Origin of the sequence: Pelobacter propionicus DSM 2379, from assembly GCF_000015045.1 — a bacterium.
Taxonomy (GTDB): Bacteria; Desulfobacterota; Desulfuromonadia; order Geobacterales; family Pseudopelobacteraceae; genus Pseudopelobacter; species Pseudopelobacter propionicus.
Map to the genome: position 1 here is coordinate 878,384 of NC_008609.1, position 25,320 is coordinate 903,703.

The following is a 25,320-nucleotide window of genomic DNA, read 5'->3' on the forward strand; positions in this document are numbered from 1 at the left end:
TGGCGGTACTATCCCAAAGCCACGTCCAGGATCATCATCACCGAAAAGCCCGCCATGGTGGCGATGGTGACCAGGTCGATGTGGGCGGGAACCCGCTGGGATTCAGGAATCAGCTCCTCCACCACGACGAAGATCATGGCGCCGGCGGCGAAGCAGAGGGCGTAGGGGAGGACCCCCCGCATCTGGATCACGAACAGCGCCCCCAGCACCCCGGCCACCGGCTCCACCATTCCCGAGGCCTGGCCAAGGAAGAAGCTCTTGCCGGTCCCCATCCCCTCCCGCCGCAGCGGCATGGATACGGCAGCCCCCTCGGGGAAGTTCTGAAGGCCGATGCCGATGGCCAGGGCAATGGCGCCGCCGATGGTGGCCGAGGAGAGGCCGGCTGATACGGCCCCGAAGGCGACCCCCACCGCCAGCCCCTCGGGGATGTTGTGCAGGGTGATGGCCAGCACCAGCAGCGTGGAGCGCTGCCAGGAGGTCTTGATTCCCTCGCTCTGGTCCGTGGCGAATCCGGGGTGCAGGTGGGGGAGCAGGCGGTCGGTCAGCCGCATGAACAGTCCCCCACCCATGAAGCCGATCACGGCGGTCAGCCAGGGAATCTGCCCCATCTGCTCGGCCATGTCGATGCCGGGCGCCAGCAGCGACCAGAAGCTGGCGGCGATCATCACGCCGGCGGCGAATCCCAGCATGGAATCCATCAGTTTCGCGTTGACCGTCCTGGTCAGGAAAACCAGCCCGGCCCCGGCGGCGGTCACGCCCCAGGTGAAGAGCGTGGCCAGCAGGGCCTGGGTAACGGGGTCAAACTGCTGCAGGTAGCTGGTCATTGGTATTCGTCCTCCCCCTGCTGGAACGCGGGGCTGGTTCTGGTGTACTCCATGAACAGTCTGTTCGCGAAACAGCGCTGCCGTTTGATACGCGGATTACGTTTGATGAGCCTCAGTTTGTCGTGTCGGGAGGATGGCAGATGCAGTTCTCCCCCTCGGCCGCCTGCTCCAGATTGCGCAGGATGCCGCATTCGCCCACATTCGTCGTGGCATGACAGGTATCCCGCAGCGCGTGTAACTGCTGCTCCAGCAGGTGCAGTGACCGGATCTGCTGGTGGACACGCTCGATCTGGCTTTCGATCAAGTGGTTGATCTCGTCGCAGCCCTGTTCGGGATGGGCCTGCAGTGAGCGCAATCTGCGCACATCCGGCAATCCCATGCCCAGCGAGCGGCAGTGGCGGATGAAGTTGAGCTGCACCAGATGGGTGCCGGTGTAGCAGCGATAGCCGTTGCTGTCACGCGCAGGCGATTCCAGCAGGCCCTCCCGCTCGTAAAAGCGTACCGTTTCCACGCTGCAGTCGCCGCGTTGCGCCAGTTCTCCGATTTTCATGCCAATCCTCTCCGAAAAGCCCTTGACCCTGAAGTGGGTACAGGCTGTCTAATAGTAGCATAGCCTCGGAGGTGCGCCACCATGAACAAGCCTGCTACGCCAAAAACAGCCCCCCTGCTCCATATCCCTGAGTGCGGATGTTCCCGCAGTCATGAACGGCAGTGCCATGAAGACGCTCCTGCCCATGACGGTGAAGCGGCTCATGTCCACGTCAACAACGATCATTCCTGCGGATGCTGTCCCACCGCCTCTGCCGGCAGCGCGTCGATATTTGACAGGAACAGCCCGTCTCCCGAAGGCGCCAGCCGGGTGCGGTACCGCATCAACAACATGGACTGTCCGGTGGAGGAGCGGTTGATACGCAACAGACTGGAGGCGATGCCGGGCATTGCCCGACTGGATTTCAACCTGCTGGATCGGGAACTGACGGTGTACCACTGCCTGGCCGATCCGCGGGCCATCTTTTCCGCGCTGCAAAAGCTGGATATGGCGCCTGAGCTGCTCGAAGCTGGTTCTTCGGCGCCTGTCGCTCCTGCGGGGCTGGGCAGACGAAGAAAAGTGCTCTTGGCCGTTGCCGGCTGTGCGGCTGTCGCAGCTGAACTAATCGCTTGGACAACGGGACAGGACGCCTCATGGCCGGTCATGGCGTTGGCGGCCCTGTCGATCGCCAGTGCGGGGCTGCCCACACTGAAAAAGGGCTGGATCGCCTTCAGGAATCTGACCCTCAACATCTATTTCTTGATGTCCCTGGCAATAGTCGGCGCCATCATCACCAATAAATGGCCGGAGGCGGCCATGGTGGTGTTCCTGTTCGCCGTTGCCGAGGCCATCGAAGTGCTCTCTCTGGAGCGGGTGCGTCAGGCCGTCACATCGCTCTCAAATCTTGCCCCGGAAACCGCCGAAGTCAGGGTCGGCAATGACTGGCTGGAACAACCGGTTGCCGGTGTTGAGGTTGGCAGTCGCATCCGGGTTCGCACCGGCTCGCGCGTGCCGCTGGACAGCCGGGTCGAATATGGCCGTGCCAGCCTTGACCAGGCTGCGATTACCGGGGAGAGCTTGCCGGTGGATAAACAGGCGGGTGACCTGCTGTATGCCGGCAGCATCGTTACCGATGGCGTGGTGGAAGCCATTGTGACGGCAGGTGCCGGCGACAGCACCCTGGCCCGAATCGCCTCCGCCATCCAGCAGGCTCAGTCGCAACGTGCGCCCACGCAGCGTTTCGTCGATCGTTTTGCCCGGTATTACACGCCGACGGTGGTCGCCTTGGCCGTTGGGGTGGCTGTTGGTGGTCCGCTACTGCTCGGCGGAACCTGGGGGGGCTGGCTCTATCAGGCGCTCGTCATGCTGGTCATCGCCTGTCCCTGCGCACTGGTGCTGTCCACTCCGGTCACCGTGGTCAGCGGCCTGGCCGCGGCGGCCAGGCACGGCATCCTGATCAAGGGAGGCGTATACCTGGAAGGTGGCCGATTGTTGAAAGCGGTGGCCCTGGACAAGACCGGTACGCTGACCCGGGGCAAGCCGGAACTGACCGACGCCAGCGCGCTGGACGACATGCCGGTCGAACAGGCCCTGTTGATCGCCGCCAGTCTCGACGAGCAGAGCACCCACCCCATCGCCAAAGCCCTGGTTGCCGGCTGGAGAAGACGGCAGCCCGATGCCGGCCTGTTGGCGGTGGAGGCGTTCGGCGCTCTCAACGGCCACGGCGTCAGAGGCTTCATCGATGGACAATCCTGGCATCTGGGCAATCATCGCCTTGCCGCCGAGCTGGGTTTTGCCTCTCACTCCCTGGAGGCCCGGGTCGCTCTGTTGGAAGGTGCGGGCAAAACGACGGTCATCCTCTGCGCAGATTCCGGGCCAATGGCCCTGTTCGGACTGGCCGACACCGTCCGGCCGGAGAGCGCCCAGGCGGTGACGCTGCTCAGGGCACTGCACATCGAGCCGGTGATGTTGACGGGTGACAATTCCGCCACTGCCCGGGCAATTGCCGATCAGGTCGGGATCTGGGATGTACGCGCCCACCTGATGCCGGAAAACAAGCTAACCGCCATCGCCGAACTCAAGGAGCGCTTTGCAGCGGTCGCCATGGTCGGTGACGGGGTGAACGATGCCCCTGCTCTGGCGCGGGCGGACATCGGTATTGCCATGGCCGCGGCCGGGAGCGCCATTGCCCTGGAAACCGCCGACGTGGCCATCATGGACGACGACCCGCGAAAGGTAGCCGATTTCATCGGCCTGAGCCGCCACTGTGCTTCGATCCTCAGGCAGAACATAGCGTTGGCCCTCGGCATCAAGGTCGTGTTTCTCGCGCTGGCCCTGGGCGGGCAGGCGACACTCTGGATGGCCGTGTTTGCGGACATGGGAGCAAGCCTGCTGGTGGTGTTCAACGGTTTGCGCCTGCTCCGGTTTTTTTCCCGGCCAGGGCACGAGGTTTGACCTGAAAAGGCATCACAAATGGCTGTATACCTATCAATGGCCGGTTGCATCGCCTGAATGCTGATCGAAAAAAAACTCTTCTTTTCGGTAGAATGATATCCATGGCCGCTGGTTGGATTCAGCTCCTGGTCAGGGAGCATAACGGGAAAGGAAATTCTTATGATGAGAATAATGGCAACGGTGATGGTTTTTGCACTGCTTCTGGCGGGGTGTGCCGCTGTGCAGCCCCTGCCGCCGGAACAGCTTGTCATCCAAACGGTTGTGGATGCCCCGACGGTTTCGAAAGAGCGCATTTTCGAGAAATCGAAAATATGGTTTGCGCAAACCTTCCGCCAGTCCATGGCCGGAGGGTGGCAGCAGAACAGTACCAGGACCGTCATCCAGTATGAAAACGGGGAAAAGGGGGTGCTGATTGCCAACGCCGCCATTCTGTATCCCCTGGGGCGTTATTCCGAGGCCTACAAAGAGGGGTGGGAAGTCAGGTTCACACTACGGGAAGAGGTGAAAGAGGGTAAGGCCAGGCTTACGTTCAGCAACCTGAACCTGTTCGTGCCGACCGTTTTCTGCGGCAATGCATACGCGGGATCAACGAGCAGCTACGAAAAACGGTTGAACTCTGAAGAGTATGGGAAGGTGAAGCCGCTTTTGCTTTATCTTGCCGAACAACTCGGCGCGTACCTGGTGGTTCCGGAAAAGGAGTGGTAGGGCCTGCGTCTGGGAGTCAGGAAGCCTTCTTCATGTCTTGGGGCTGTAGCGGTTAACCGTCACCTTCTCCAGCGTGATCATGCCGCCGGCCATCATGTCGTTGATGCGGGGCATGATGGCGTCGATCTTCTCCGGGGTGTCCACCGCCTCCACCACCATGGGCAGATCGGCTGACAGGTCCAGCAGCTTCTGGGAGTGGTAGACCCGGTGGGCGCCGAAACCGCTCACGCCGCGCAGCACCGTTGCGCCAGCAAATCCCTCCCGCCGCAGCAACTCCACCAGCGCCTCGTAGAGCGGCTTATGCTCGTAGCGGTCGGTCTCGCCGATGAATATTCTCATCAGTACCTGATCACCAAGCAACCGTGTCATCAGAATCCTCCTTGGATAAGTGCCCGGGCGGTGATTACGCCGAGCCAGGTGCAGAGCAGGCACATCACCACGCTGGCCAGGGCATTGACCATGGCAACCAGGTATTGCCCATCCTCAAGCAGCTTGAAAGTTTCGTAGCTGAAGGTGGAAAAAGTGGTCAGCCCCCCCATGAAGCCGACGGTCAACCCCAGACGCAGGGTGGCCGGAATCAGCGTGCTGCGGAGACTGATCTCCATGATCAGGCCGATGCAGTAGGCGCCGATCAGGTTGACCGCCAGGGTGCCAAAGGGAAAGGCCCGGCCCAGAAGGCCGTAGACCCACCCGGAGAGGTAGTAGCGGGCAAGCCCCCCACCGGCGCAGAACAGGGCTATGGTAAGCGCGCTCTTCATGGGATCTTCTCCTCAGCAGAGTATAGCGGGCTTTGTGAAAATATCATCGCGGAGTCAGGAACCGGGTGCTCCCGGACGGAAGCTGTTTTTGGCGGGTCGGTTTTCGTGGCGGATCGGGAGGAGCCAGCGACCTGTTTCCGCCAGGAATAGGGGGGCGGAGGCAGCCAGATCAAAGGGGAAGTGGGAGTGGATCGGCAGGTGCTCAGTCAGGTGGCCGGGCAACGTGCCTATTCGGGATCATCGGTAATTACGGTCTCCGGTTCCAGGTAGTCGGTGACTGGCGCCTGGTCGGCATGCAGGCCGCGAGCCCTGATTTCCCAATGCTCCATATGCTTGTAGATGACCACCTTGTCGGCCAGCAGTTTACCGTGCCTGCGGCAGAACTGCTCCAGTTGGGCGCGTGGCCCGATCAGTTCAACGCACAGGTTCTGGTCCGGATTGGCTATCTCCATGTCGTCCGCCTGCAGTTGCCCCCTGCCGCTGAAGCCGTACTGGGTGTGGTGGGCGGTGGCGTTCAGCAGGCCAAAAGATTTGGCGGCCCGGATGATCTCCTTGTACAGCGGCGGGTTGCCGGACAAGAGCTTCCTAAGCCCATTGCGGCTGCTCTTGCGCCGCTCTCCCTGGGTCATGTAGATGCGGACCTGGCCGATCTCCCGTGATGTGACCTGATGACGGTGGGGCATGATCCGGTCTCCTTTTTATCCGTTCCGGGATGGTTCGGTTTCTGAAGCAGTGCGTCGCCGGGCCAGGAAATCTCCCCAGCCGGGTCGCAGTTCCCGTGCCGCCCGCAGGGAGTCGCTGGCCGGCAGGTGTTTCGAACCGGGTTTAGGCGTCCCGATGCGCTGGGAGAGGTAGATGCCGGAGTGGCCGCTGCAGAGGTAGGAGAGGAAGCAGGCAATGGCGAAGTAGAGCGAGCAGGAGGCCCCGAACAGTTCGATACCCATCAGGGTACAGGCCAGCGGGGTGTTGCTGGCCCCGGCGAAGACCGCTACGAAGCCCAGGGCGGCGAAAAGTTCCACCGGCGCGTTCATCAGTAGTGCCAGGGCGTTGCCCAGGGCCGCGCCGATGAAGAACAGCGGGGTTACCTCGCCCCCCTTGAACCCGCTTCCCAGGGTGATGACGGTGAAGAGCAGCTTCCACCACCAGCTCCAGGGGGTGGCACCGTTGGCTGAAAAGCAGGAGATGATCGTGACCGCCTGCGGGTCGGGTGAGCTCACCCCCAGTCCCAGGTAGTCCCGCGTGCCCAGCAGATAGGTCAGGGCGATGACCAGCAGCCCCCCCAGCACGGGGCGCAGCCAGGGGCGGGAAACGGTGCGTTTGAAGATGTGGCTGATGCCGTGGATCAGTTCGGCGAAGAGCACGCTGGCCAGGCCGAAGGCAATGGCAGCCAGGATTACCTTGAGGGTGAGCGGGCCGACGATCTCGGGCGCCACGGCTGCAACGGAATAGCGGCTGTGGTGGAGTCCCCAGGCAAGGCAGGCCTGGTCGCCGATGATGGCGGCGGCCAGGCAGGGGATCAGGGCGTCGTAGTTCATGCGCCCCACTGCCAGCACCTCCATGGCGAATACCGCCCCGGTCAGGGGGGTTCCGAACACGGCGCCGAAGCCGGCGGCGATGCCGGCCATCAGCAGGATGCGAAAATCGCCCAGGTTCAGGCGGAACCAGCGCCCGATGGCGGCGGCGATGCTGCCTCCCATCTGTACCGCGGTGCCTTCGCGTCCCACCGAGCCGCCGAAGAGGTGGGAGATGATGGTTGCCACCAGGATCAGGGGAGCCATGCGGCGCGGCACCACGATACCGCTGTCGCCGTTCTCGCTGCCATGGATGGCGTCCATGAGCAGGTTGTTGCCCCCCTCGGCCCCATTGCCGATACGGCTGTAGAGCAGGCTGATGGCGGCGCCGGCCGGGGGGAGCAGGAACAGCAGCCAGGGGTTTTGAAAGCGCAGGTTGGTGGCGCGGTCCAAGAGCCATAAGAAGAGTGCGCAGGACGAACCGATGGCGATGGAGGTCGGTGTCACGATGCATAACCACTTTATCAGGTATGCCCCCAGAGACAGGTGCTCGCGCGGGCTCCAGCGAAACGGCATTGTTCTTCTCCCCCATTGGTGGTCAGATCGGAGAGACGACTCTAGCCCCCTGAACATTGGGTTGTCAAGAACGATGCCGGCCATCGGATGGAGGGGGGAGTGAATATGGGTGAGGGGTGAGGGGTGAGGGGTGAGGGGTGAGGAACGCTGCTCTCCCCCTTCAAGGGAGGGAGAGAGCAGACGCATAGGGGGCAGAGGGGGTCAGCTCATGCAGTTGAACAACCCCATGCACCAGAAACAGTCGCCACAGGGGACGGTGTTGGTGTAGCAGTCCTGCTCGAACTCCTCGCAATACAGGTATTCGCAGGGGATCAGGTTGCAGTTGGCGCAGAAGGGGTAGTCGTGGCGCAGCACCTCTTCGCGGAACTGGCGGAAAGGGGGGGCATTCCAAATCTCCATGATCCCCTCCTCGGTTAGGGAGCCGAAGCTCTTCGTGGAGACATGCTTCTTCCGCTCGGTGAAGTAGCAGACATACTTGTGCCAGAGGAAGTAGCAGGGATGAACCTTGCCGTCCCAGGAGACGAAGACGCTCCCCCCTTCCAGGAAGTCGCAGGCCCGGTCGCTGCGTGGCGCCACCGCCGGGAGCCTGAGCTCCAGACCCTGTTCGGTGGCGATTGCGCGCGCCTCGGCGAAGGTGCTTTCCACCCGGGCGTACCAGCCGGGATCTCGCTGCAGCAGCGACTCCACGTTGAGGAAGATGTCGCGGCCGCGGGCATCGTCCATCATCCGGCGGACAAAGTCAACCATGCGATCCTGTTCCGGGGTGCGGCTGTAGCGCAGGAAGGCTGTCTTGAAGTAGTCGCTCATGTCGATCCCCTCAGCCTCCGCCCGCTTGCGCCAACTCTCGAACAGGCGGATGGCGTCTTCGGTGTTCGGCTCATAGGCCGCATCCTTCACAAAGGCAGGATCGTAGGGGAGCAGGTGGGAGGTGATGGCGAAGTCGGCACCGCGGGAGGCTGCCCAGCGCAGCGTTGACGGCAGCTCGTGCAGGTTGTCGCGCATGATCACGAACTCGATGCCGATTCTGAAGTCGGGGCGTCCGCAGCGTTCCCTGGCGCTGGCCAGGGCAGCGAAGGCCCGGTCGATGTCCCCCAGTTCCCCCCCCTCGCGCACGGTGCTGAAGGTCTCGGGCGAGACCGAGTCCACCGAGAGGCAGATCCGGTCCAGCCCCGCCTCCATCAGGGAGACGGCGCGCTCCTCGTCCAGTAGCAGGCCGTTGGACTGGAAGCCGATCCAGGAGTCCCGCGGCATACGGGCGCGGGCATGGCGGATGAAATCCTCCAGCTCCCTGCAGAGCAGCGGTTCTCCGATGCCGCTCATCACCAGCGACTCTGCCCGGGGGAAGGCAGGGTCCAGCCCCCTGAAGATCTCCATGGTCAGGAACCCCTCCTTCAGTTCGCTCCCCATGGTCTGCTTCATGCACATGCTGCACTTCAGGTTGCAGTAGGTGGTTGTTTCCACGAACAGTTTGGAAGGGTAGGGGAAAAGGGCCGGTTGCGGTGTTCCGTCCGCGATGGGGGAGATCGGTGCGGTTGCGGGAGTGATGACGGTCGAGGGGGCATGGGAGAGGTTGGCGATACTCCATGTCGGCTTGTTCATACGGGGCTCAAAGACTCCTTGGGGTGGCGGTATGCGGAAACCGGTTCCGGGCCGCTTGTTCCGGATGCGCTTGTTGGTAGGGGATAGAGTGGCGTTCGGGTGAGATACCTTGGTTGATTTTTCCGGGCTTGTCAAGGGCGCTCTTGTCCCCTCGCCTCCGCGGGAGGATTCTACCCGGCTGTACGGGGATTGTCCCTGCTGTGCCGCAGTTTTCAGGGGGGAGAAGAGTCACATGGCCGCGGCCCTGGCGCTCATGCCTTCTTCCAGACGATCCTCTTGCTGGAGATCATGGCCCTGCAACTGTTGCAGAAAAATCCCGCACTGCACTTGACGCAGAACTCCACCCTCTCGCCGCAGTCGGGGCAGTAGGGCTCCATGTCTACCTCGACGAAGGCGGTTTCCCCGCACGCCTGGCAGGTGTAGCTGAACCCGTCCGTGGTGTAGGTTCTGCTGATTTCCGTATCGCATTCTTGACAGAGTTTTCTGAGCATGGGACGTCCTTGATGGTTATGGTGTGGCACCCGTGAATACCTGCCGAGAGGAAAACGGGAGAGCCACGGAAAAGCGGGCATGATCATGGGGCGTGGGGGGCATGCACGCCCCCTTAAACCGGTTTCCAGATGATCCGTTTGCTTGATTTGAGGGAATTGCATCTGCCGCAGAAAAACCCCTTGCAGCATTTGGAGCAGACCGAGATCTTTTCTCCGCAATCGGGACAGTACGGCTCCACCACGACCTCGTCGAAGGGGGTTTCGCTGTCACAGGTTTCACAGAAGATGATGACACCATCCGGGGTCTGCTTCCTGACCATTTCCGCTCCGCATTCGCGACAGGTTCTTCTCAGCATGGCATCCTCCCCTGAAGATGAAGTGCTTCTGAATCCATCTTGCCAGAAATTTGGTCGTTTTTACACGCTCAAGCTGAAACGCCGGATAATCATGGATCCTAACTGATCACGGGCCTACCGGCGAACCATCTGCGCTGGAACCAGAAGGCCACGTTGACCAGTCCGATCATCACCGGCACCTCCACCAGCGGCCCGATCACGGCGGCAAAGGCGGCGCCGGAGTTGAGCCCGAATACGGCAATTGCCACGGCGATGGCCAGCTCGAAGTTGTTGCTGGCAGCGGTGAAGGCCAGGGTGGTGGTCCTGGAGTAGTCGGCGCCCAGGCGCTTGCCCATCCAGAAGGAGACCAGGAACATCACCACGAAGTAGACCAGCAGCGGAATGGCGATGCGCACTACATCCATGGGGAGTTGTACGATCAGGTTGCCCTTCAGGCTGAACATGACCACGATGGTGAAGAGCAGGGCGATCAGGGTCAGAGGGCTGATCTTGGGCACCACCACGCGGTGGTAGCGCTCCTTGCCCATGATCTTGACCCCGATCAGCCGTGTCAGGGCGCCGGCGATACAGGGGATGCCCAGGTAGATGAAGACGCTCTCGGCGATCTGGCCGATGCTCACGTCAACCACCACTCCCTTGAGGCCGATCATGGGCGGCAGGACCGTGATGAAGAACCAGGCGTAGACACTGAAGAAGAGCACCTGGAAGATACTGTTGAAGGCCACCAGACCGGCGGCGTATTCGGTGCTCCCCTTGGCCAGTTCGTTCCAGACGATGACCATGGCGATGCAGCGTGCCAGACCGATCATGATCAGGCCGACCATGTACTCCGGTTTGTCCGGCAGCAGCAGGGCCGCCAGTGCGAACATCAGCACCGGCCCGATCACCCAATTCTGCACCAGCGAAACTCCCAGGATCTTCTTGTTCTGGAAAACCTCTGGCATTTCCTCGTACTTCACCTTGGCAAAGGGGGGATACATCATCACGATCAGGCCGACTGCGATGGGGATGTTGGTGGTCCCCATCTGGAAGCTGTTGATGAAGGCTTCCACGCCCGGAATGAAAAAGCCCATGCCCACGCCCAGCGCCATGGCGGCGAAAATCCAGAGCGTCAGCCAGCGGTCCAGGAAGGACAGTTTGCGGGAAACGTGTTCACTCATGATGCACCTCCGAAATGGTGGATTATCCAGTTTTTTATCTCGTCACGCACGCGGCGGAATTCCGGCAGCAGTTCTTCCTCGCTCCCTTCGAGACGCGACGGGTCGTCGAAACCGCGGTGGACGCGCTCCACGCCGCCGATGAAGAGCGGGCAGGTCTCGTTGGCGTCGCCGCAGAGGGTGACCACATGGTCGAATCTCTCTCCCTGGAATTCATCCAGGGTCTTGGAGCGGTGGTTGGAAACGTCGATGCCCAGTTCTGCCAGCACCTGGGCAGCCAGGGGGTTAACCCGGGTGGCCTGGGTGCCGGCGGAAAATGCCTGGCAGCGGTCGGCCAGGTAGTGGTTTGCCAGTGCCTCGGCCATCTGGGAACGGCAGGAGTTGTGGGTGCAGAGGAAGAGGATGCGCTGTTTCATGGCAGCTCCATTTCGTGGCGGTGGGAAAGTCCGGCTTAATTTGCGAAAATTATATATCCGCTTGTGCGGATGTTGGCAAGGGAAAAGTGCTGCATGGGGTAAATGCGGGTATGCGCCCGCTTTCAGCGGCACTACCCAGGAAGCTGCAGCTGGTGGTTCCCCTTGTTTGAGGCTCCATGTCCCGCGGTGAACCGGCCCTTGGAATATTTGTATTCTCGTGTAGTATGCTGGGTTCCATGGTCACGCGGAGCGGGATGGGCGGATGTTGTCCTGGCTTTGATACCCATGGGGTTACCGTGGGTAACCAGCTGCTGTGAACGGAGGACGTAAAACGTATTCCATGACGTTATCACACACAACACCGGCTGTTCGACCGCCCCCCATGCCCCGCGGCCAGATGGTGCGCATGGTGCTGATCCTGGGCGTACTGACCGCCTTCGGCCCCATGTCCATCGACATGTATCTCCCCGCCTTCCCGCAGATCGCCCGGGATCTGGGGGTGCCGCTGGGCACGGTGCAGCTCTCCATTTCCGCCTTCCTGTTCGGCTCGGCGGCCGGGCAGCTCCTGTACGGGCCGCTGGCCGATCGCTTTGGTCGGCGCAGGCCGCTGCTGTGCGGACTGACGCTGTACATCGCCGCAGCGCTGGGATGCGCCTGTGTGCATACGGGAGAGGGGCTTTTGATCTGGCGTCTGGTGATGGCGGTGGGCGGCGGGGCCGGCATGGTGATCTCCCGCGCCGTTGTGCGCGATCTCTACGATACCGCCGAGGCTGCCCGGATGTTTTCGCTGCTCATGCTGGTCATGGGAGCCGCGCCGATCCTGGCCCCCATCGCGGGAGGGCAAATCCTGCTGATCACCGGCTGGCGCGGCATCTTTGCCTTTCTGGGGCTCTTCGCCCTGGTCTCCATCGCCGCCGCGGCCCGGTGGCTCCCCGAATCCCTGCCGCCGGAGCGGCGCATCCGCATCTCCCTGGCTGAGATGGTCGCGGGGTACGGGCAACTTCTGGCTAACCGCGACTACATCCGCTACTCCATCGCCCTGGGATGCGTTGCCGGATTCACCTTTGCGTACATTGCAGGGGCGCCATTTTTCTTCATCGAGCTCCATGGGATGTCCCCCCAACGGTTCGCCCTGCTGTTTGGTGCCAATGCCGTTGGGTTGATCGGGGCATCGCAACTGAACCGCCGTCTGCTGCACCGGTTCAGCGCCCAACGGATCATGAAGACATGCTTTGCCCTGAACGCGGCGGCCACCCTTCTGCTGGTGGCCGTGGTCATGGCCGGAATCGGCGGCTTCCCTGGGCAGGGGCTGCTGATCTTCTTCTGCGTCAGCATGACCGGCTTCCTCTATCCCAACGTGACCGCCCTTACCCTGGCTCCCTTTGGAAAGGCTGCCGGAAGTGCGTCGGCGCTCCTGGGCACGATCCAGTATTCCATCGGCGCAAGCGCCGGAGCGCTGGTGGGGGCGCTGCACAACGGCACGGCGCTGCCCATGACCGCCTCCATGGCTCTCTGCGGGGTGGTGGGTTGGCTCGCCGTGGCGTTGAGCGCCTCGGCGGAAGATCACCCTTTCAACCGCGTTTCCTGAACCACTCCCCCTGTTCCCGTCTCGCCCATCCCCGCCCCGGCCAGGATCGCCTCGATCTCTTCGATGATCTCTTCCTGGCGGGCCAGGTTCTGTTTCCGCTTCAGTTCGGCACTGCTCCGTTCCATGCGCCGGGAGGCTGCTTCGATGTGGTTGAGCCGAAAGCGGCTCTCGGCCATCAGCGAGCGGTAAAACAGCTCGATCATGGCTGCCAGCAGGTGCTGCTCGGCCAGCAGGCTGAAGAATGCGGACGGTGGAATGTTCAGGAGAGGCGGGAAGAGAGGCGTGTCCGTGCTCCGCGGCTGTCCTTCGAGGGGGGCCAGGGTTTTCGTCACGGGGTGGCCGCTGTCCGGATCGTGGTACAGGGCCACAAGCCGCAGGGAGTGGCCGCTGTCGGCGCGGCTGAGCAGCAAGGAGAGGCTGTCCATCACCCCGTGGATGACCTGTTCGATCTCCTCCAGCGCATGGGGGCCATCCATGTGCAGGTCAGCCGCTACCCGGTCAACGAGCTTGGCGCCCACCGCGATGATCCGTCTGCCTGAAGCATCTTCCCCGCTGCGCGTCGCCAGGGAGGCTATCAGGCGATCATTGAAATCGCTGCAGAACCCCCGCTGGGAGCCGACCAGCAGCAGCACCTGGAACTGGTCCCCCTGAGCGGGTCGCGGCTGGGGATGGAAGGCCAGGAAGTCGGCGGCTATTGTCTCCAGGCTCTCCACCAGCCCCCGCTGGCTGGCAAGCACGCGGGAAAGCTTGGCGGTCTCCATCAGGGCCAGGTTCTTCATCACCCCCAGGATGGCGCCGATGTCACCCAGGGCGGCTAGCCGCCGTTCAAGCTCACGCTTGCTGGCCATTCATCCCCCCGTCGTCTGCCAGGGCCTGACTGACCAGCGCCAGCCAGGCGTCGCGGTCGCTCTCCAGCGTGCAGCTGCTCCCGGCCACCGCGGCTGCCAGCCTCTTCGTTACCCCCGCAATCTCCTCCGGTTTCTTTTTATCCAGCATCCCCTCGTTGAAGGCGATCAGCCAGGCCAACTGGTACTCCACCGGAAGGGGGGCGCGCCGTTCCTGGCGCAGCAGTTCCCGTAGCAGCCTCCCCCGCCTGATGCGAGCCTCCACCGAGGCCTCCAGGCGGGCGCCGAAACGGGTGAACAGTTCCAGCTCCAGGAACTGCAGGTAGTCCAGCTTCATGCGCCCCACCTCCTCCTTGACCCTCTGGTGTTGGGCCTTGCCGCCGATGCGGGAGACCGAGCGGGTGATGTCGATGGCCGGCAGGAAGCCGGCGGAGAAGAGCTGCTGGTCCAGGTATATCTGGCCGTCGGTGATGGAGATCAGGTTGGTGGGGATGTAGGCCGCCAACTCCCCCTGCTGGATCTCGATGATCGGCAGGGCGGTCATGCTCCCTCCGCCGTGACTTGCGGCCAGGACGGTGGAGCGCTCCAGGAGCCGGGCATGGAGGGAGAAGATGTCGCCGGGATAGGCCTCGCGTCCCGGCGGCCGGCGCAGGATCAGGGACACCTCCCGGTAGGTCTGGGCGTGCAGGGAGAGGTCGTCGTAGACGATCAGGGTATCCCGGCCCCGCTGCATCCACTCCTCGGCCAGGGCGCAGCCGGCAAAGGGGGCCAGGTATTTCAGGCCGGGGAGCTCGAACGCCTCGGCCACCACCACCGTGGTGTGGGGGAGCGCCCCGGCCTCCCGCAGCGTCTCCACGATGGCAACGCCCTTGGAACGTTTCTGGCCGATCAGGACGTAGACGCAGAGCACGCCGTTCCCCTTCTGGCTGATGACCGCATCCAGGGCCAGGGAGCTTTTCCCCGTGGATGAGCCGCCGATGATCAGCTGGCGCTGGCCCCGGCCCACCGGGATCATGGTGTCCACGATGGTGGTGCCGGTGTACAGCGGGCTGTTCACGAAGCTGCGGGCCAGGATCGGCGCCGACGGTCCGAAGATCTCCCGGCGGATGCAGTCGGCAGGTGGCTCGCCGCCGTCCAGCGGTCTCCCCAGGGGGTCTACGACCCTTCCCAACAGGCTGTCTCCCGCCGGGATGGAGGGGCGGCTTCCGGAGAGCTCGGCCCCGGTCCCCGCGGTGAGCCGGTCGCTCTGGTGCAGCAGGATCGCGCCCACAAGCTCCCTGCCCAGGTGAAAGACCAGTGCCCGGCTCCCCTCCTCCAGGGTGATGACCTCATCCAGGGCGGCCGAGGGAAGGCGGCCGATCCAGGCCACACCATCACCCACGGCCAGCACGCATCCCCGTTCCCTGATGCGGGTTGTGGGGCGATACCCCGCGAGCCTGGCCTCCAGCCGGTTAAGGGGTGAGCGGGATGGGGTGGCTTCAGTCGGCATCGATTCCTCCCCGGAAAAAGGCCAGTTCGTCACTCAGGTTGGCAGCCAGATTCCAGGGGCCGGCGATCACGCGCACACCGGCCAAAAGCGTCGGGTCTTCCGTGAAGCTGAAGCGGAGCGCCTCGGGGAACATCTCCCGGAAGCGGCCCTCGAACGCCTGGGAAGCGGTCGGCGCCAGGGGGTGGGCGCTTATCACCCGCACCGGCGCGTCATCCTTGCCAAGCGCCTCGGAAATGGCGCGGCGCTGATCGTCGGGGAGAGCAGCCAGGTCTTCCAGCAGCATCTCCATGAGCAATATTCCCTGCTCCGCTGTGGCGGTACGGGCCAGCAGTCGGGCGGCAAATCGGCCAGCATGGGCAATGGCGCGTTCCTCGCTCAGGCGGGCCAGTTCCTCGCTGCGCCGCTCTTCTGCCACCCTGGCCTTGTCCCGCATCCCGGCAAGCTCCTCATCGAGAGCGGCCATCAAACGCTGGCGCTCCACGGCGATCTCGGCATGCAACTGGCGGCGCAGTTCCGCCTTCTCGGTATCCCAGGAGGCCAGGCGTCCCTGGTAGGTTTGCCGCAACCCGGTTGCCTCGCTCCTGAGCTGCTCGGCTTCGGCGCGGGTGTGCTCCAGAGCCGCCTGCCGCTGGGCGATGATGGCGGCTACCGGCCGGTAGAGGATGCGGTTCATGATCCAGACAAGGATCAGGAAGTTGACGGCTTCCATGATCAGGGTGGAGAGATCGAGTTCCATGGATGGCCTCCGTTATTTGAGGAGGTATTCCAGCAGGGGGTTCCTGAACAGCACGATCAGCACGATCACCAGGCAGTAGATGGCCAGGGATTCGATCATGGCCAGGCCGATGAAGAGCGTCCGGGTCAGCGACTTCTCCGCCTCGGGCTGTCGGGCCAGGGATTCCAGGGCGGTGCAGATGGCCTGCCCCATGGCCTTTGCCGGCGCGATGATGCCGATGGCCATGGCGATCAGCGCCACCACCGTTGATGCGAAAACGAACCAGAACAGGGCGCTCATGTTTCCTCCTCCTTGGGAGAGCGCCGGGCCTCCAGGGACTGGATGGCGCCGGCTATGTAGACCAGTGTCAGCATGCCGAAGATATAGGCCTGCACCAGGGCTTCAACGATGTGCAGCATCAAAAGCGGGATCGGCGCGAACAGGCCTGCCACCAGCAGCACCAGCAGGGCCGCGGTCTCCAGGCTCATCATGTTGCCGAACAGGCGCACGGCCAGGGCCAGGGTGCGGGTGATCTCGCCGATGACGTGAAAGGGGAGCAGGAAAGGGCTCGGCGAGAGGTAATGTCGCAGATAGGGGCGCAGCCCCTGGATGCGGATTCCGAACCAGTGCACCGAAAAAAACACCAGCAGCGCCAGGGCCGTTGTGGCGGACAGGTCTGCCGTGGGGGAGTGGACACGGGGGATCAGGCTGGAGAGGTTGGCGATTCCGATGAAGAGCCAGAGGGTCGCCACGAAGGGGAAGACGGTGTCGGCGCGTCGCGGCACTACCTCTTCCACGGCGGCGCGGATGGTCTGCACGACCCCCTCCAGGGCCACCTGGAAGGGGCCTGGGTCGAGGCGCAGGCGTCTGCTGGCCAGCCATGCGCCAAGGGAGAGGACGACCATGATCCCCCAGGTGGTCACCACCGTGGTTCCCACGGCCAGGGGCCCCAGGTGGAACAGCGCCTGTGTCGTTTCCAGCATGAAGTGCTCCTTCTTGTTGGGTGAGGGACGCAGTGCACTGCGTCCCTACGGCTCCCGTATCAGCAGGTAGGCATTGAACCCGCCGATGACCAGCCCCAGGAAGATCATCGAGATGGTCCAGCGGATGGAGTAGCCGCTCGCCATGCCGTCCAGCCAGCGCCCCAGGTAGGCACCGCCGATCACCGGCAGCACCAGCAGCAGCCCCAGGGTCCCCAGGTAGACCGACTGCCCCAGCACCGTGGGCCGCTCCCGTTCGGCCCGCACCAGCCGCCTGACCCGCTGTTCCACCTGTTGCCTGAGGTTGTCGTCGTTTTTCATGGCCTGTCACCCCGTTCCATCTCCCACAGGCGCCGCCGCATCTCCTGCTCCAGGCGCTGCAGGCTCTCCCGGATGCCTCCCAGGGTCTCCCGGTCGGCCCGCTGGAGCTCCTCCAGCAGCGCTCCCATGAGCCGGAAATCGGTGTCGTGCAGGTAGCGCCGGGTGCAGATGGTCAGCTCGCAGCCTGTACTGGCCAGGATGCCGCCCGGGAGCGCCAGATAGTGCCACTCCCTTTCTCCGACCCGGAAGCGGGCCAACCCCGCTACCAGGACCGTCATCATCCTGCCATGGTTGGGGAGGATGCCGAAGCTGCCGCTGGCGTCTTCACCCACGAAGCTGGAAAGGTTCTCGAAACGGTCGTGGCCAGATGAATGGCGCAGATGCAGGGTCATTGTTTTCATGGCCGAGGCCTCCCCATGGCGCCCCGCATGTAGCATTCATCCTCGCTCAGCTCGTCGTACTCGCCCTTTAGGAAACGCTCGCAGTCGGAAAGCGTCTCTTCCAGGGGGACGGAGACCCCCTTCATGCCGGCATGCTCGGCGGTGACGTGGAACGGCTGGGTCAGGTAGCGCTGGAGCTTGCGCGCCCGCAGCACCATGCGACGGTCGTGCTCGGAGAGTTCCTGGATGCCGAGCATGGCGATCATGTCCTCCAGTTCCCGGTAGCGCGCCAGATGCTCGCGCACCCCCTCGGCCGCCGCGTAGTGACGGTCCCCCAGGACGCGGCGGTCCATCAGGCTGGTGGTGGATTGCAGCGGGTCCACGGCCGGATAGATCCCCTTGCTGGCCTGGGAGCGGGAGAGGATCACCATGGAGTCCAGATGCCCCAGGATTGCGTTCACCGCTGGATCGCTCATGTCGTCGGCCGGCACGTACACCGCCTGCACCGAGGTCAGTGCCCCCGACCGGGTGGAGATGATGCGGTCTTCCAGTTCGGCCACCTCGCTCATCAGGGTCGGCTGGTAGCCGACGGTGGCCGGGATGCGCCCCAGGAGCCCGGATATCTCGCTGCCGGCCTGGGCAAAGCGGAACACGTTGTCCATCAGGAAGAGTACCTCCGTGCCCAGGCTGTCCCGCAGGTATTCGGCGTAGGTCAGGGCCGCCAACCCCACCCGGAAGCGGATACCGGGGGATTCGTCCATCTGCCCCAGAACGATCAGGGTGTGGGGCATAACCCCGGCGTCGCGCATCTCGTGCCACAGTTCGTGCCCCTCACGGATCCGCTCCCCCACGCCGGCGAAGACCGACACCCCCCGGTGCAGGGCCACGATGGCGTGCATGAACTCCATGATCAGGACGGTTTTGCCCACCCCAGCGCCGCCGAAGAGCCCGGTCTTGCCGCCGCGCACGAAGGGACTGAGCAGGTCGATCACCTTGATGCCGGTCTCCAGGATGCCGCTGGCGGCGGTTGTCTCGTGGAAAGGGGCGGGGTGGGCATGGATCGGGCGTCGTTCATTACCGGACAGGGGCGGGCCGTCGTCCAGCGGGGCGCCGAAGGCGTCCAGCAGCCGTCCCAGGCACTGGGGTGACACCGGAATCGAGAGCGGCGCGCCCCGGTCATGCACCCTCATGCCGCGCCGCAGGCCGGCCGGTTCTTCCAGGGTGATGGCGCGGATGTTTTCCCGGTCCAGGTGCTGGTAGACCTCGAAGGTGTAGCTCCGTTCGCCGTTGTGGGCTATCAGGGCCTGCCTCAGCGGGGGGAGGCGGTCGCAGTGGATCAGCACCACCGGACCGTGCACCTCGACAACGGTGCCGATCGGTTCGGTATCGACTATGTGGTTTGCGGGCAGCTGTTCCATGGGATAGGCCCAGGGCGGGAATGATGGGGGCATGCGAAAAGGTTCTGATGGTTGTTCCCGTAAGGGGAGTGTATCGCCAACAGTGGGGATGGCAAGGAGGGGGGACTGTCGGTCGTGCGGTCGCCGAGGGGGGGGCGAGATAAGGTCCGTTGATTGTTGCATCCATTGGATGAATCATGGGTCGACAACGTGATCATTAGAATATTTGACCCATGTCAGCTGGTTGTGTACCTTGGCAGAGTTCTAATGTAATATACCCAAAATGAACCAACTGAAACGCATGCTACTCGTTGCGCTGATAACCTTTGTAACGCTTCTGACAGTCGTTACGGTCTTCCAGCGCCGAATGATCTACTACCCGAGCCACCATTCGGAAACGAACGGTCTTGCCCCATGGGTAGTGGATGGCCGTACCATCGGCTATGCCCGCAAAGTGAACGATCCCAAGAATGTCTGGCTGTTCATTCACGGAAACGGCGGACAGGCGGCGGATCGCGCCTACGCCCTCCAATGTTTTTCCGGCTCCGATTCGGTCTTCATCCTGGAATATCCGGGATACGGCAACCGCGAAGGTTCCCCTGGCAAGTCGTCGTTTGATTCCGCGGCGGAGGCTGCCTATGGGGAGTTGAGCAGGAACTATCCGAACACTCCCCTCTGCGTCGTGGGTGAATCAATCGGAAGCGGTCCAGCATCCACCCTGGCCAAATTGCAAAGACAGCCGGACAGGATCGTACTGGTCGCTCCTTTCGACACACTTGCGAGCGTGGCGAGATATCATTTCCCCTTGATCCCGGCCGGTCTGCTCCTGTTTGATCGTTGGGACAATGTTGAGGCGCTTGCGGGATATGCCGGGAAACTGGAGATCTACGGAACGATCGACGACAGGATACTGCCGATCCGCCATGCGAGGGCTCTGGCCAAGTCGTTGCCCCTGGCGGAATTTTATGAAATCCCCGGAGGCCACAACGACTGGCCCCAAAATGGGACGGTAAAAATTCGCAACTAAAACGAATCGGATAACAAAAACGGGAGGTAGGAAGGGAACAAGGGGATGGAAAACAGTCATGATTCACTGCAGGAGCTGATCGAAAAGGCATTCGAGCTAGGCGTCAGCGATGCCCGGATCATCCCGGCGCCATCAATCGTTGTGGAGGACCGCTTCCCTGAGATGTGTGCTTCTCCTCAATGCCCCGGCTACGGCCAGGGGCCGGGCTGTCCGCCCCATGTCATGAAACCGGCCGAGTTCAGGGAACTCCTCTCCCGCTACGAACATGCCCTGGTGTTCAAGATCGACGCTCCCACGGAACTGCTCCTGGGGGAGGAACGGCATGGTGTGGCCAGACGGGTCCACGAGATAGCCGCCACCATCGAGCGGCTGGCGCGGGAGAAGGGGTACGCCGACCCACGGGGATTCGCCGCCGGCTCCTGCAAGATGATCTTCTGCGCTGACCGGGAATCGTGCGTCGTGCTGGAGAAGGGGGGGGAGTGCCGCTTTCCCGACAAGGCCAGGGCATCCCTGTCCGGTATCGGGGTCAATTTCGAGGAGTTGTGCAAGGCGGTCGGCTGGCGCTTCCAGATCATCACCAGGGACACCGCCTCCGACGAGGTCCCCATGGGGATGATGGCGGGGATGGTCCTGATCGGTTGAGGGCCTCCGTTGCCTGCTTTCTTGCCGCCCTGATAGCATCTATGATGTGAAACGGGGATTACATCCCCTGCCACACAAACCAGCCACCCGCCAGCGCAATCACGCCGCCGCTGATTCGTTTGGACCATGACGAGAAGTTGACAACGCCGCGGGCCTTGGCGAACCCCTCCACGAATCCGGTGAAGGTGCCGGCGAACAGCATCAGCAGGCAGTGGCCGATGGCGTAGCAGAACAGTAGGGCCGTGCCGTACAGCACCTGCCCTTTGCCGGCAACCAGGGTCAGCAGCAGCACCAGCACCGGCGTGGCGCAAGGGGACGAGACCACCCCGAAGAACAGCCCCAGCAGAAATGCTCCGGCCAGGCCACCCTGTTTGGGCTTGTAGTCGCGCCTGACCGGCAGGCGGATCTCGTACAGCCCCATCATCTGTCCTCCCATGGCCAGGGCGATGACGCCGGCGACCAGGTGCCAGGGGCCGCCCAGTGCCCCGAACATGGTGCCCAAGAGACCCGCCGCAGCGCCGAAGGCGGTGAAGGTGAGCGACAGCCCCAGGATGAAGGCCAGCGAGTAGCGGAATGCCTTGCCACGGTCGCCATCGCTGTAACCTCCCACGAATCCGACCACCAGCGGAATGGTGGCCAGCACGCAGGGGGAGGCCGACGACAGCACCCCGGCACAAAAGACCGCGACGAAAGCCAGCAGTGGGTAAAGGCTGATGATCTGCTCCACGTTGTCCAGCAGGCTCATTTCAAACCCAGTGCCTTCAGTTCCTTCAGTATGTCGGCCTTGTCCATGAAGCCCATGTGGCGCTTGACCTCTTTGCCTGCGGCGTTGAAGAAGATCTGGGTCGGGATCATCTGTATGCGGTAATCCCTCGCCAGGACATCATCTTTCCATACATCGTTGAAGAGCACGTTGGCCTTGCCCTTGAGCTCGCGGTTCAGCTCTTCCAGTATGGGCGCCATCTTCTTGCAGGGGATGCAGCTGCGGGCGCCGAAGTCGACTACGCTGGGCCTGCCGGAGCTCAAGGCAGCCCGGATGCTGCTGCCGGTTGCGGAAGGAAGTTCCGCCGCCAGCGCCGACAGGTGGGCCAGGCAGGAGAGCGCCAAAATTGTTCCAATGATGAGCTTTCTCATAGGTATTTCTGGATTTCGGCGGCTGAAGCGCTCTTGCCGGAAAACACCACCGTGCCGTCGATGACCAGGGCCGGGGTGCTCATCACGCCGTATTTCATGATCGAGGCCATGTCCTCCACCTTGACGACCTCCGCCTCCACTCCCTTCTCGCTGACCGCCGTCTTGACCGCCTCATACAGTGTCTTGCATTTTGCGCAACCGCTTCCCAATACTTCGATTTTCATTCGTCTTCTCCTTTGTGGTGGTTTTTACTCGGATAGGGTTGATCAGAGTATCGCATTGAACAGATAACCGATACAGACGATGGCCAGGGCCACGATGCCGAAGAAGGTCCCTAGCAGCGGCTTTTTAAGCACATTGCTCAGGATGATCGCCTCTGGCAGCGACAGGGCCGTGACCGCCATCATGAAGGCCAGCACCGTGCCCATGGCCATCCCCTTGGCGGTCAGGGCCTGGACGATGGGGATCACACCGGCGGCGTTGGAGTAGAGCGGCACGCCCAGGGCCACGGCCAGCGGCACGGCAAAGGGGTTGTCACGGCCTGCCCATGTGGCCAGGAAATCCTGGGGCACATAGCCGTGGATGAAACCGCCGATGCCGATGCCGACCACCACGTAGGGCCAGATCTTCTTCAAGAGATCCAGGGTGTAGTCGCGGGCATAGTCGATCTTTTCCCGGAAGGTCATGACCCTGATGTCGGCGTTGCCCACCTGCATCTTCCAGACGTAGTCCTGAACGTGCTTCTCCATCTTCAGTTTTCCGATGATGATCCCGGCAATAATGGCCACCAGCAGGCCGGTGCCGATGTAGATCAGGGCGATCTTCCAGCCGAACAACCCCCAGAGCATGATCAGGGCCACCTCGTTGACCATGGGCGAGGAGACCAGAAACGAAAAGGTCACCCCCAGCGGTACCCCCGACTCCACGAAGCCGATGAAGAGCGGCACTGCCGAGCAGGAGCAGAAGGGGGTCACGATGCCCAGCAGCGCGGCCAGGATGTTGCCGATGTATTCCCGTTTGTGGGAGAGGATGCGCTTGGTCCGCTCCGGGGGGAAGGATGAGCGGATGATGGCCACCACGAAGATGATCGTGGTCAGGAGCAGGAAGATCTTGGTAGTGTCGTAGAGGAAGAAGTTAAGCGCCTCGCCCAGGCGGGTGCCGGGCGTGAGCCCCATCAGGTCAAAGGTCAGATAATCGGCGGCTTGCTTGAGCATGGCGGGTGACCTCGGTTATGCGCAGCAACTGCTGGGTGACGAACTGGGGGAAGAGCCACACCGGCATGCCGCTGCAGCCGGTTTCACGAGCGAGGCTGAAAACGTGCCCATGGCGTTCATGGCCCCCCTGCTGACCATCTGGCCTGTTTCAATCGCCGCCAGGATCTCCTCGTCTGAAATGCCCAGTTCGCGGGCTTTCTCCAGGTGATGGCTGAGGCAGGGTTGGCAGTGGGCGCTTACCGAGGCGCCGATGGCGATCAATTCTCTCAAACGTTCATCCATGGGGTTGTCGTCCTTTCCGGTTGAATGCCGTTTTCGGCTGGAGTGGCAGGTGACTGTCGACGGTTCTCTTTGTGAAAGGCAAATGTATCCGCTTGTGCGGATGGATGCAAGTAAAAAGATGAGAGGTCGTTGTGAATCGGTTCACAACGGCTGTGGGCCTTGGGATGTCGAAGGTTGGGGGCCGCTGCTCTCAGGCCGGTAGAGCCGGCTTGTTCCTCGTGCGGCTCAGCCGGTAATAGAGGAGCATGATTGCCAGGACAAACGGGCTGAGCAGGAAGTAGAGCCCGGAGTAGCCGGTAAAGGCTATGCAGGCGCCCACAAGGCAGGAACCGGTTCCCAGGCCGATATCCAGAAAGGTGAAATAGGTCGCGGTAACCGCGCTGGTACGGTGCGCGGGAGAGTGCTGGATGGCGAGTGTGAGAAAGCCGGGTACGGCGGCGCCGTAGGCCAAACCGATCAGGGAGGCCGCCATGAGCATGTGCAGCGATGAGCCGGCATGACCGAGGATGAGCAGCCCCAGAGCCATAAGTCCAATGGCGGGATAGATGACCACATTGGCGCCGAACCGGTCGTACAACCGGCCGGTAAAGAGCCTGGATCCCACCGAGCAGGTAGCCATGACAACGAAGAAATAGGCGGCTGCCGCGTCCAGCCGAAGGCTGTTGGCGTAGACCGTGACAAAGGTGATCACCGCGGCATTGGCAACGGACAGGAGCAGGACCATGCCCGAGGCCGGCATGGCCTGGGCCTCGAAGAGGTCCCTCAGTGCAAAACCCCGCACAGCGCTTTGTTTGGTGGATGGTTCCTCCTGGACGTCGATCATCAGGGCAATCAGGAACCCTGCCAACGAGATGGCGGCACTGAAGATGAAAACCCGGCTGAATCCGAATGACTTTGCAAGGTTAAGGCCGATATAGGGGCCGATGGCATTGCCGGCGGTGACAACCATGGTCAGGTAGCCCAGCCCCTCGCCCTTGCGCTTGAGAGGGGCAAGCCTGCTGCCGATGGCATTGATGCAGGTATTGACGATGGCAAAACAGGCCCCGCTGAAAAAACGGATCAGCAGTACCAGTGCCGTTGCATCGGTCAGCAGAAACAGGCAATTGGAGAACATGAACAGAAATCCGCTGGCCAGCAGCACGGTCCGTACGCCGAACATGCTCTCGAAGCGGCTTGTCTGTGCCCGGAACAGGACCGACGCCAGCAGGAAAACCGCGTTGACCATCCCGGCGGCGGCCAGGGAGCCGTGGAGCTCGTCGAGAACGTAGACCGGGAGGACGGGCAGATAGAGGGAGTAGGGGATAAAGATCAGGAACGAAGCCAGCAGGGTCAGAGTATAGGGTTTTGTCCATAAAGCCTCGTTATTCATGCCTCAAGCTCCCCCTTGCCGTCCGGCGTCACGTATTTCCGGGCATTTTCACGGATATGGGTCAGAAGATACTGCAGCTCGTTCTGCTGTTCCCCGGAAAGGCCGGCAAGCAGCGACGAGCGGTGTTCCCTGATGCGCTCTTCCCATTGCGGATACAGCTGCACGGCTCTTTCGCTCAGGCTGGTTGTCTTGGTGCGCCGGTCCATTCCCTCGCTCCTGTCGATCAGCCCCCGCTGTTCGAGCCTGGCCAGGCTTTTGGTGATGGCTGGCGGCTCGATATGGAGGAAAGCGGCCAGGCTGCGCTGGGTCTGGGGGCCGTGGAGTTTTAGGGCGCGTATGAGGCTCCATTCCGAACTGGACAGTCCCCATGGTTCGAGCACCCGATTGATCCCCCTGGCAATCACCCGGGTGGTTTGATGTAAATTGTGCAGCAGTCTGTCCGAGTCGTTCATGGTTCCCCTGTTATCCGTTAACCGGTTAACTAATTTTCGGCAAACCTAGGAGTCTGTCGGGCTTGACCTCAGGGGCGCCCTCTTTTGTGGCCAAGCCGATTAAAAAAGT

At 62.5% G+C, this 25,320-nt stretch carries 31 protein-coding genes; 5 read left to right on the forward strand and 26 right to left on the reverse strand.

What is annotated here, in order from left to right:
• Positions 1 to 8: 8 nt before the first annotated feature.
• Both PPRO_RS04065 and cadR read right to left on the reverse strand, forming a co-directional pair.
• Positions 9 to 824 carry a ZIP family metal transporter gene (locus tag PPRO_RS04065; RefSeq protein ID WP_011734771.1) on the reverse strand — a complete coding sequence of 272 codons (816 nt, stop codon included), beginning with the start codon at positions 822 to 824 and terminating at the stop codon, positions 9 to 11.
• Between the two features lie 112 nt (positions 825 to 936).
• The gene (gene cadR / locus PPRO_RS04070; RefSeq protein WP_011734772.1) at positions 937 to 1,374 is read right to left on the reverse strand and encodes a Cd(II)/Pb(II)-responsive transcriptional regulator; all 438 of its coding nucleotides are present in this window, start codon (positions 1,372 to 1,374) and stop codon (positions 937 to 939) included.
• Between the two features lie 81 nt (positions 1,375 to 1,455).
• Here cadR and PPRO_RS04075 point away from each other — a divergent pair, with 81 nt between their 5' ends.
• Together PPRO_RS04075 and PPRO_RS04080 are read left to right on the forward strand one after the other, a co-directional pair.
• Complete coding sequence (locus PPRO_RS04075; protein WP_011734773.1) at positions 1,456 to 3,807, forward strand: heavy metal translocating P-type ATPase; 2,352 nt, start codon at positions 1,456 to 1,458, stop codon at positions 3,805 to 3,807.
• A gap of 159 nt (positions 3,808 to 3,966) precedes the next feature.
• A complete protein-coding gene (locus PPRO_RS04080) occupies positions 3,967 to 4,512 on the forward strand; it encodes a DUF4468 domain-containing protein (protein WP_011734774.1) in 546 nt (181 codons plus the stop codon).
• Positions 4,513 to 4,542: 30 nt separating this feature from the next.
• Here the strand turns inward: PPRO_RS04080 and PPRO_RS04085 are convergent, their stop codons facing one another.
• From PPRO_RS04085 to PPRO_RS04125, 9 genes are all read right to left on the reverse strand, one after another.
• A complete protein-coding gene (locus PPRO_RS04085) occupies positions 4,543 to 4,881 on the reverse strand; it encodes a DUF190 domain-containing protein (protein WP_011734775.1) in 339 nt (112 codons plus the stop codon).
• The gene (gene crcB, locus PPRO_RS04090) at positions 4,881 to 5,270 is read right to left on the reverse strand and encodes a fluoride efflux transporter CrcB (protein WP_011734776.1); all 390 of its coding nucleotides are present in this window, start codon (positions 5,268 to 5,270) and stop codon (positions 4,881 to 4,883) included. The genes PPRO_RS04085 and crcB overlap by 1 nt, the downstream gene beginning before the upstream one ends.
• Positions 5,271 to 5,497: 227 nt before the next feature.
• Positions 5,498 to 5,953 carry a DUF190 domain-containing protein gene (locus PPRO_RS04095; protein WP_011734777.1) on the reverse strand — a complete coding sequence of 152 codons (456 nt, stop codon included), beginning with the start codon at positions 5,951 to 5,953 and terminating at the stop codon, positions 5,498 to 5,500.
• 15 nt (positions 5,954 to 5,968) lie between these two features.
• Positions 5,969 to 7,357, reverse strand: coding sequence for a voltage-gated chloride channel family protein (locus PPRO_RS04100; protein ID WP_011734778.1), 1,389 nt, complete (start codon positions 7,355 to 7,357; stop codon positions 5,969 to 5,971).
• A gap of 201 nt (positions 7,358 to 7,558) precedes the next feature.
• On the reverse strand, positions 7,559 to 8,956 hold the full coding sequence (locus PPRO_RS04105; protein ID WP_011734779.1) for a radical SAM/SPASM domain-containing protein: 1,398 nt from the start codon (positions 8,954 to 8,956) through the stop codon (positions 7,559 to 7,561).
• Positions 8,957 to 9,207: 251 nt separating this feature from the next.
• Positions 9,208 to 9,447 carry a zinc ribbon domain-containing protein gene (locus PPRO_RS04110; protein WP_041532122.1) on the reverse strand — a complete coding sequence of 80 codons (240 nt, stop codon included), beginning with the start codon at positions 9,445 to 9,447 and terminating at the stop codon, positions 9,208 to 9,210.
• A 113-nt stretch (positions 9,448 to 9,560) separates the two neighbouring features.
• Positions 9,561 to 9,803 carry a zinc ribbon domain-containing protein gene (locus tag PPRO_RS04115; RefSeq protein WP_011734781.1) on the reverse strand — a complete coding sequence of 81 codons (243 nt, stop codon included), beginning with the start codon at positions 9,801 to 9,803 and terminating at the stop codon, positions 9,561 to 9,563.
• A gap of 98 nt (positions 9,804 to 9,901) precedes the next feature.
• Positions 9,902 to 10,963: an ACR3 family arsenite efflux transporter gene (gene arsB, locus PPRO_RS04120; RefSeq protein WP_011734782.1), complete on the reverse strand. Its 1,062-nt coding sequence runs from the start codon at positions 10,961 to 10,963 to the stop codon at positions 9,902 to 9,904.
• A complete protein-coding gene (locus PPRO_RS04125; RefSeq protein WP_011734783.1) occupies positions 10,960 to 11,376 on the reverse strand; it encodes an arsenate reductase ArsC in 417 nt (138 codons plus the stop codon). Before PPRO_RS04125 ends, arsB begins: the two co-directional genes overlap by 4 nt.
• Before the next feature lie 340 nt (positions 11,377 to 11,716).
• On the opposite strand from PPRO_RS04125, the gene PPRO_RS04130 reads away from it, so the two are divergent.
• Positions 11,717 to 12,964, forward strand: a complete 1,248-nt coding sequence (locus tag PPRO_RS04130; protein WP_041532123.1) for a multidrug effflux MFS transporter — start codon at positions 11,717 to 11,719, stop codon at positions 12,962 to 12,964.
• On the opposite strand, the gene PPRO_RS04135 is transcribed toward PPRO_RS04130, so the two are convergent.
• The 8 genes from PPRO_RS04135 to atpD are packed head-to-tail and all read right to left on the reverse strand — an operon-like array spanning position 12,940 to position 19,112.
• Positions 12,940 to 13,812, reverse strand: a complete 873-nt coding sequence (locus PPRO_RS04135; RefSeq protein WP_011734785.1) for a F0F1 ATP synthase subunit gamma — start codon at positions 13,810 to 13,812, stop codon at positions 12,940 to 12,942. The two genes, PPRO_RS04130 and PPRO_RS04135, sit on opposite strands and share 25 nt — an antisense overlap.
• The gene (locus PPRO_RS04140) at positions 13,796 to 15,298 is read right to left on the reverse strand and encodes a F0F1 ATP synthase subunit alpha (protein WP_011734786.1); all 1,503 of its coding nucleotides are present in this window, start codon (positions 15,296 to 15,298) and stop codon (positions 13,796 to 13,798) included. Before PPRO_RS04140 ends, PPRO_RS04135 begins: the two co-directional genes overlap by 17 nt.
• The gene (locus tag PPRO_RS04145; protein WP_011734787.1) at positions 15,288 to 16,034 is read right to left on the reverse strand and encodes a F0F1 ATP synthase subunit B family protein; all 747 of its coding nucleotides are present in this window, start codon (positions 16,032 to 16,034) and stop codon (positions 15,288 to 15,290) included. The genes PPRO_RS04140 and PPRO_RS04145 overlap by 11 nt, the downstream gene beginning before the upstream one ends.
• A 12-nt stretch (positions 16,035 to 16,046) precedes the next feature.
• On the reverse strand, positions 16,047 to 16,313 hold the full coding sequence (gene atpE / locus PPRO_RS04150; protein ID WP_011734788.1) for an ATP synthase F0 subunit C: 267 nt from the start codon (positions 16,311 to 16,313) through the stop codon (positions 16,047 to 16,049).
• Complete coding sequence (locus PPRO_RS04155) at positions 16,310 to 16,996, reverse strand: F0F1 ATP synthase subunit A (RefSeq protein ID WP_011734789.1); 687 nt, start codon at positions 16,994 to 16,996, stop codon at positions 16,310 to 16,312. Before PPRO_RS04155 ends, atpE begins: the two co-directional genes overlap by 4 nt.
• Positions 16,997 to 17,041: 45 nt before the next feature.
• Complete coding sequence (locus tag PPRO_RS04160; RefSeq protein ID WP_011734790.1) at positions 17,042 to 17,314, reverse strand: AtpZ/AtpI family protein; 273 nt, start codon at positions 17,312 to 17,314, stop codon at positions 17,042 to 17,044.
• The gene (locus tag PPRO_RS04165) at positions 17,311 to 17,715 is read right to left on the reverse strand and encodes a F0F1 ATP synthase subunit epsilon (RefSeq protein ID WP_011734791.1); all 405 of its coding nucleotides are present in this window, start codon (positions 17,713 to 17,715) and stop codon (positions 17,311 to 17,313) included. The genes PPRO_RS04160 and PPRO_RS04165 overlap by 4 nt, the downstream gene beginning before the upstream one ends.
• A complete protein-coding gene (atpD, locus tag PPRO_RS04170; protein WP_011734792.1) occupies positions 17,712 to 19,112 on the reverse strand; it encodes a F0F1 ATP synthase subunit beta in 1,401 nt (466 codons plus the stop codon). Before atpD ends, PPRO_RS04165 begins: the two co-directional genes overlap by 4 nt.
• Before the next feature lie 262 nt (positions 19,113 to 19,374).
• Here atpD and PPRO_RS04175 point away from each other — a divergent pair, with 262 nt between their 5' ends.
• Together PPRO_RS04175 and PPRO_RS04180 are read left to right on the forward strand one after the other, a co-directional pair.
• Positions 19,375 to 20,118, forward strand: a complete 744-nt coding sequence (locus PPRO_RS04175) for an alpha/beta fold hydrolase (protein WP_011734793.1) — start codon at positions 19,375 to 19,377, stop codon at positions 20,116 to 20,118.
• A 45-nt stretch (positions 20,119 to 20,163) separates the two neighbouring features.
• Entirely contained in the window at positions 20,164 to 20,760 is a 597-nt protein-coding gene (locus PPRO_RS04180) for a DUF2284 domain-containing protein (protein WP_011734794.1), read from the forward strand.
• A gap of 58 nt (positions 20,761 to 20,818) precedes the next feature.
• Here PPRO_RS04180 and PPRO_RS04185 read toward each other — a convergent pair whose 3' ends face one another.
• From PPRO_RS04185 to PPRO_RS04215, 7 genes are all read right to left on the reverse strand, one after another.
• Complete coding sequence (locus PPRO_RS04185; protein WP_011734795.1) at positions 20,819 to 21,505, reverse strand: cytochrome c biogenesis CcdA family protein; 687 nt, start codon at positions 21,503 to 21,505, stop codon at positions 20,819 to 20,821.
• Entirely contained in the window at positions 21,502 to 21,894 is a 393-nt protein-coding gene (locus PPRO_RS04190; protein ID WP_011734796.1) for a thioredoxin family protein, read from the reverse strand. The genes PPRO_RS04185 and PPRO_RS04190 overlap by 4 nt, the downstream gene beginning before the upstream one ends.
• A complete protein-coding gene (locus tag PPRO_RS04195; protein ID WP_011734797.1) occupies positions 21,891 to 22,118 on the reverse strand; it encodes a thioredoxin family protein in 228 nt (75 codons plus the stop codon). Before PPRO_RS04195 ends, PPRO_RS04190 begins: the two co-directional genes overlap by 4 nt.
• 42 nt (positions 22,119 to 22,160) lie before the next feature.
• A complete protein-coding gene (locus tag PPRO_RS04200; protein ID WP_011734798.1) occupies positions 22,161 to 23,108 on the reverse strand; it encodes a permease in 948 nt (315 codons plus the stop codon).
• Between the two features lie 15 nt (positions 23,109 to 23,123).
• On the reverse strand, positions 23,124 to 23,390 hold the full coding sequence (locus tag PPRO_RS20055; protein ID WP_011734799.1) for a carboxymuconolactone decarboxylase family protein: 267 nt from the start codon (positions 23,388 to 23,390) through the stop codon (positions 23,124 to 23,126).
• A gap of 190 nt (positions 23,391 to 23,580) precedes the next feature.
• Entirely contained in the window at positions 23,581 to 24,759 is a 1,179-nt protein-coding gene (locus tag PPRO_RS04210; RefSeq protein ID WP_011734800.1) for an MFS transporter, read from the reverse strand.
• Positions 24,756 to 25,211, reverse strand: a complete 456-nt coding sequence (locus PPRO_RS04215; RefSeq protein ID WP_011734801.1) for a MarR family winged helix-turn-helix transcriptional regulator — start codon at positions 25,209 to 25,211, stop codon at positions 24,756 to 24,758. The genes PPRO_RS04210 and PPRO_RS04215 overlap by 4 nt, the downstream gene beginning before the upstream one ends.
• Positions 25,212 to 25,320 lie beyond the last annotated feature (109 nt).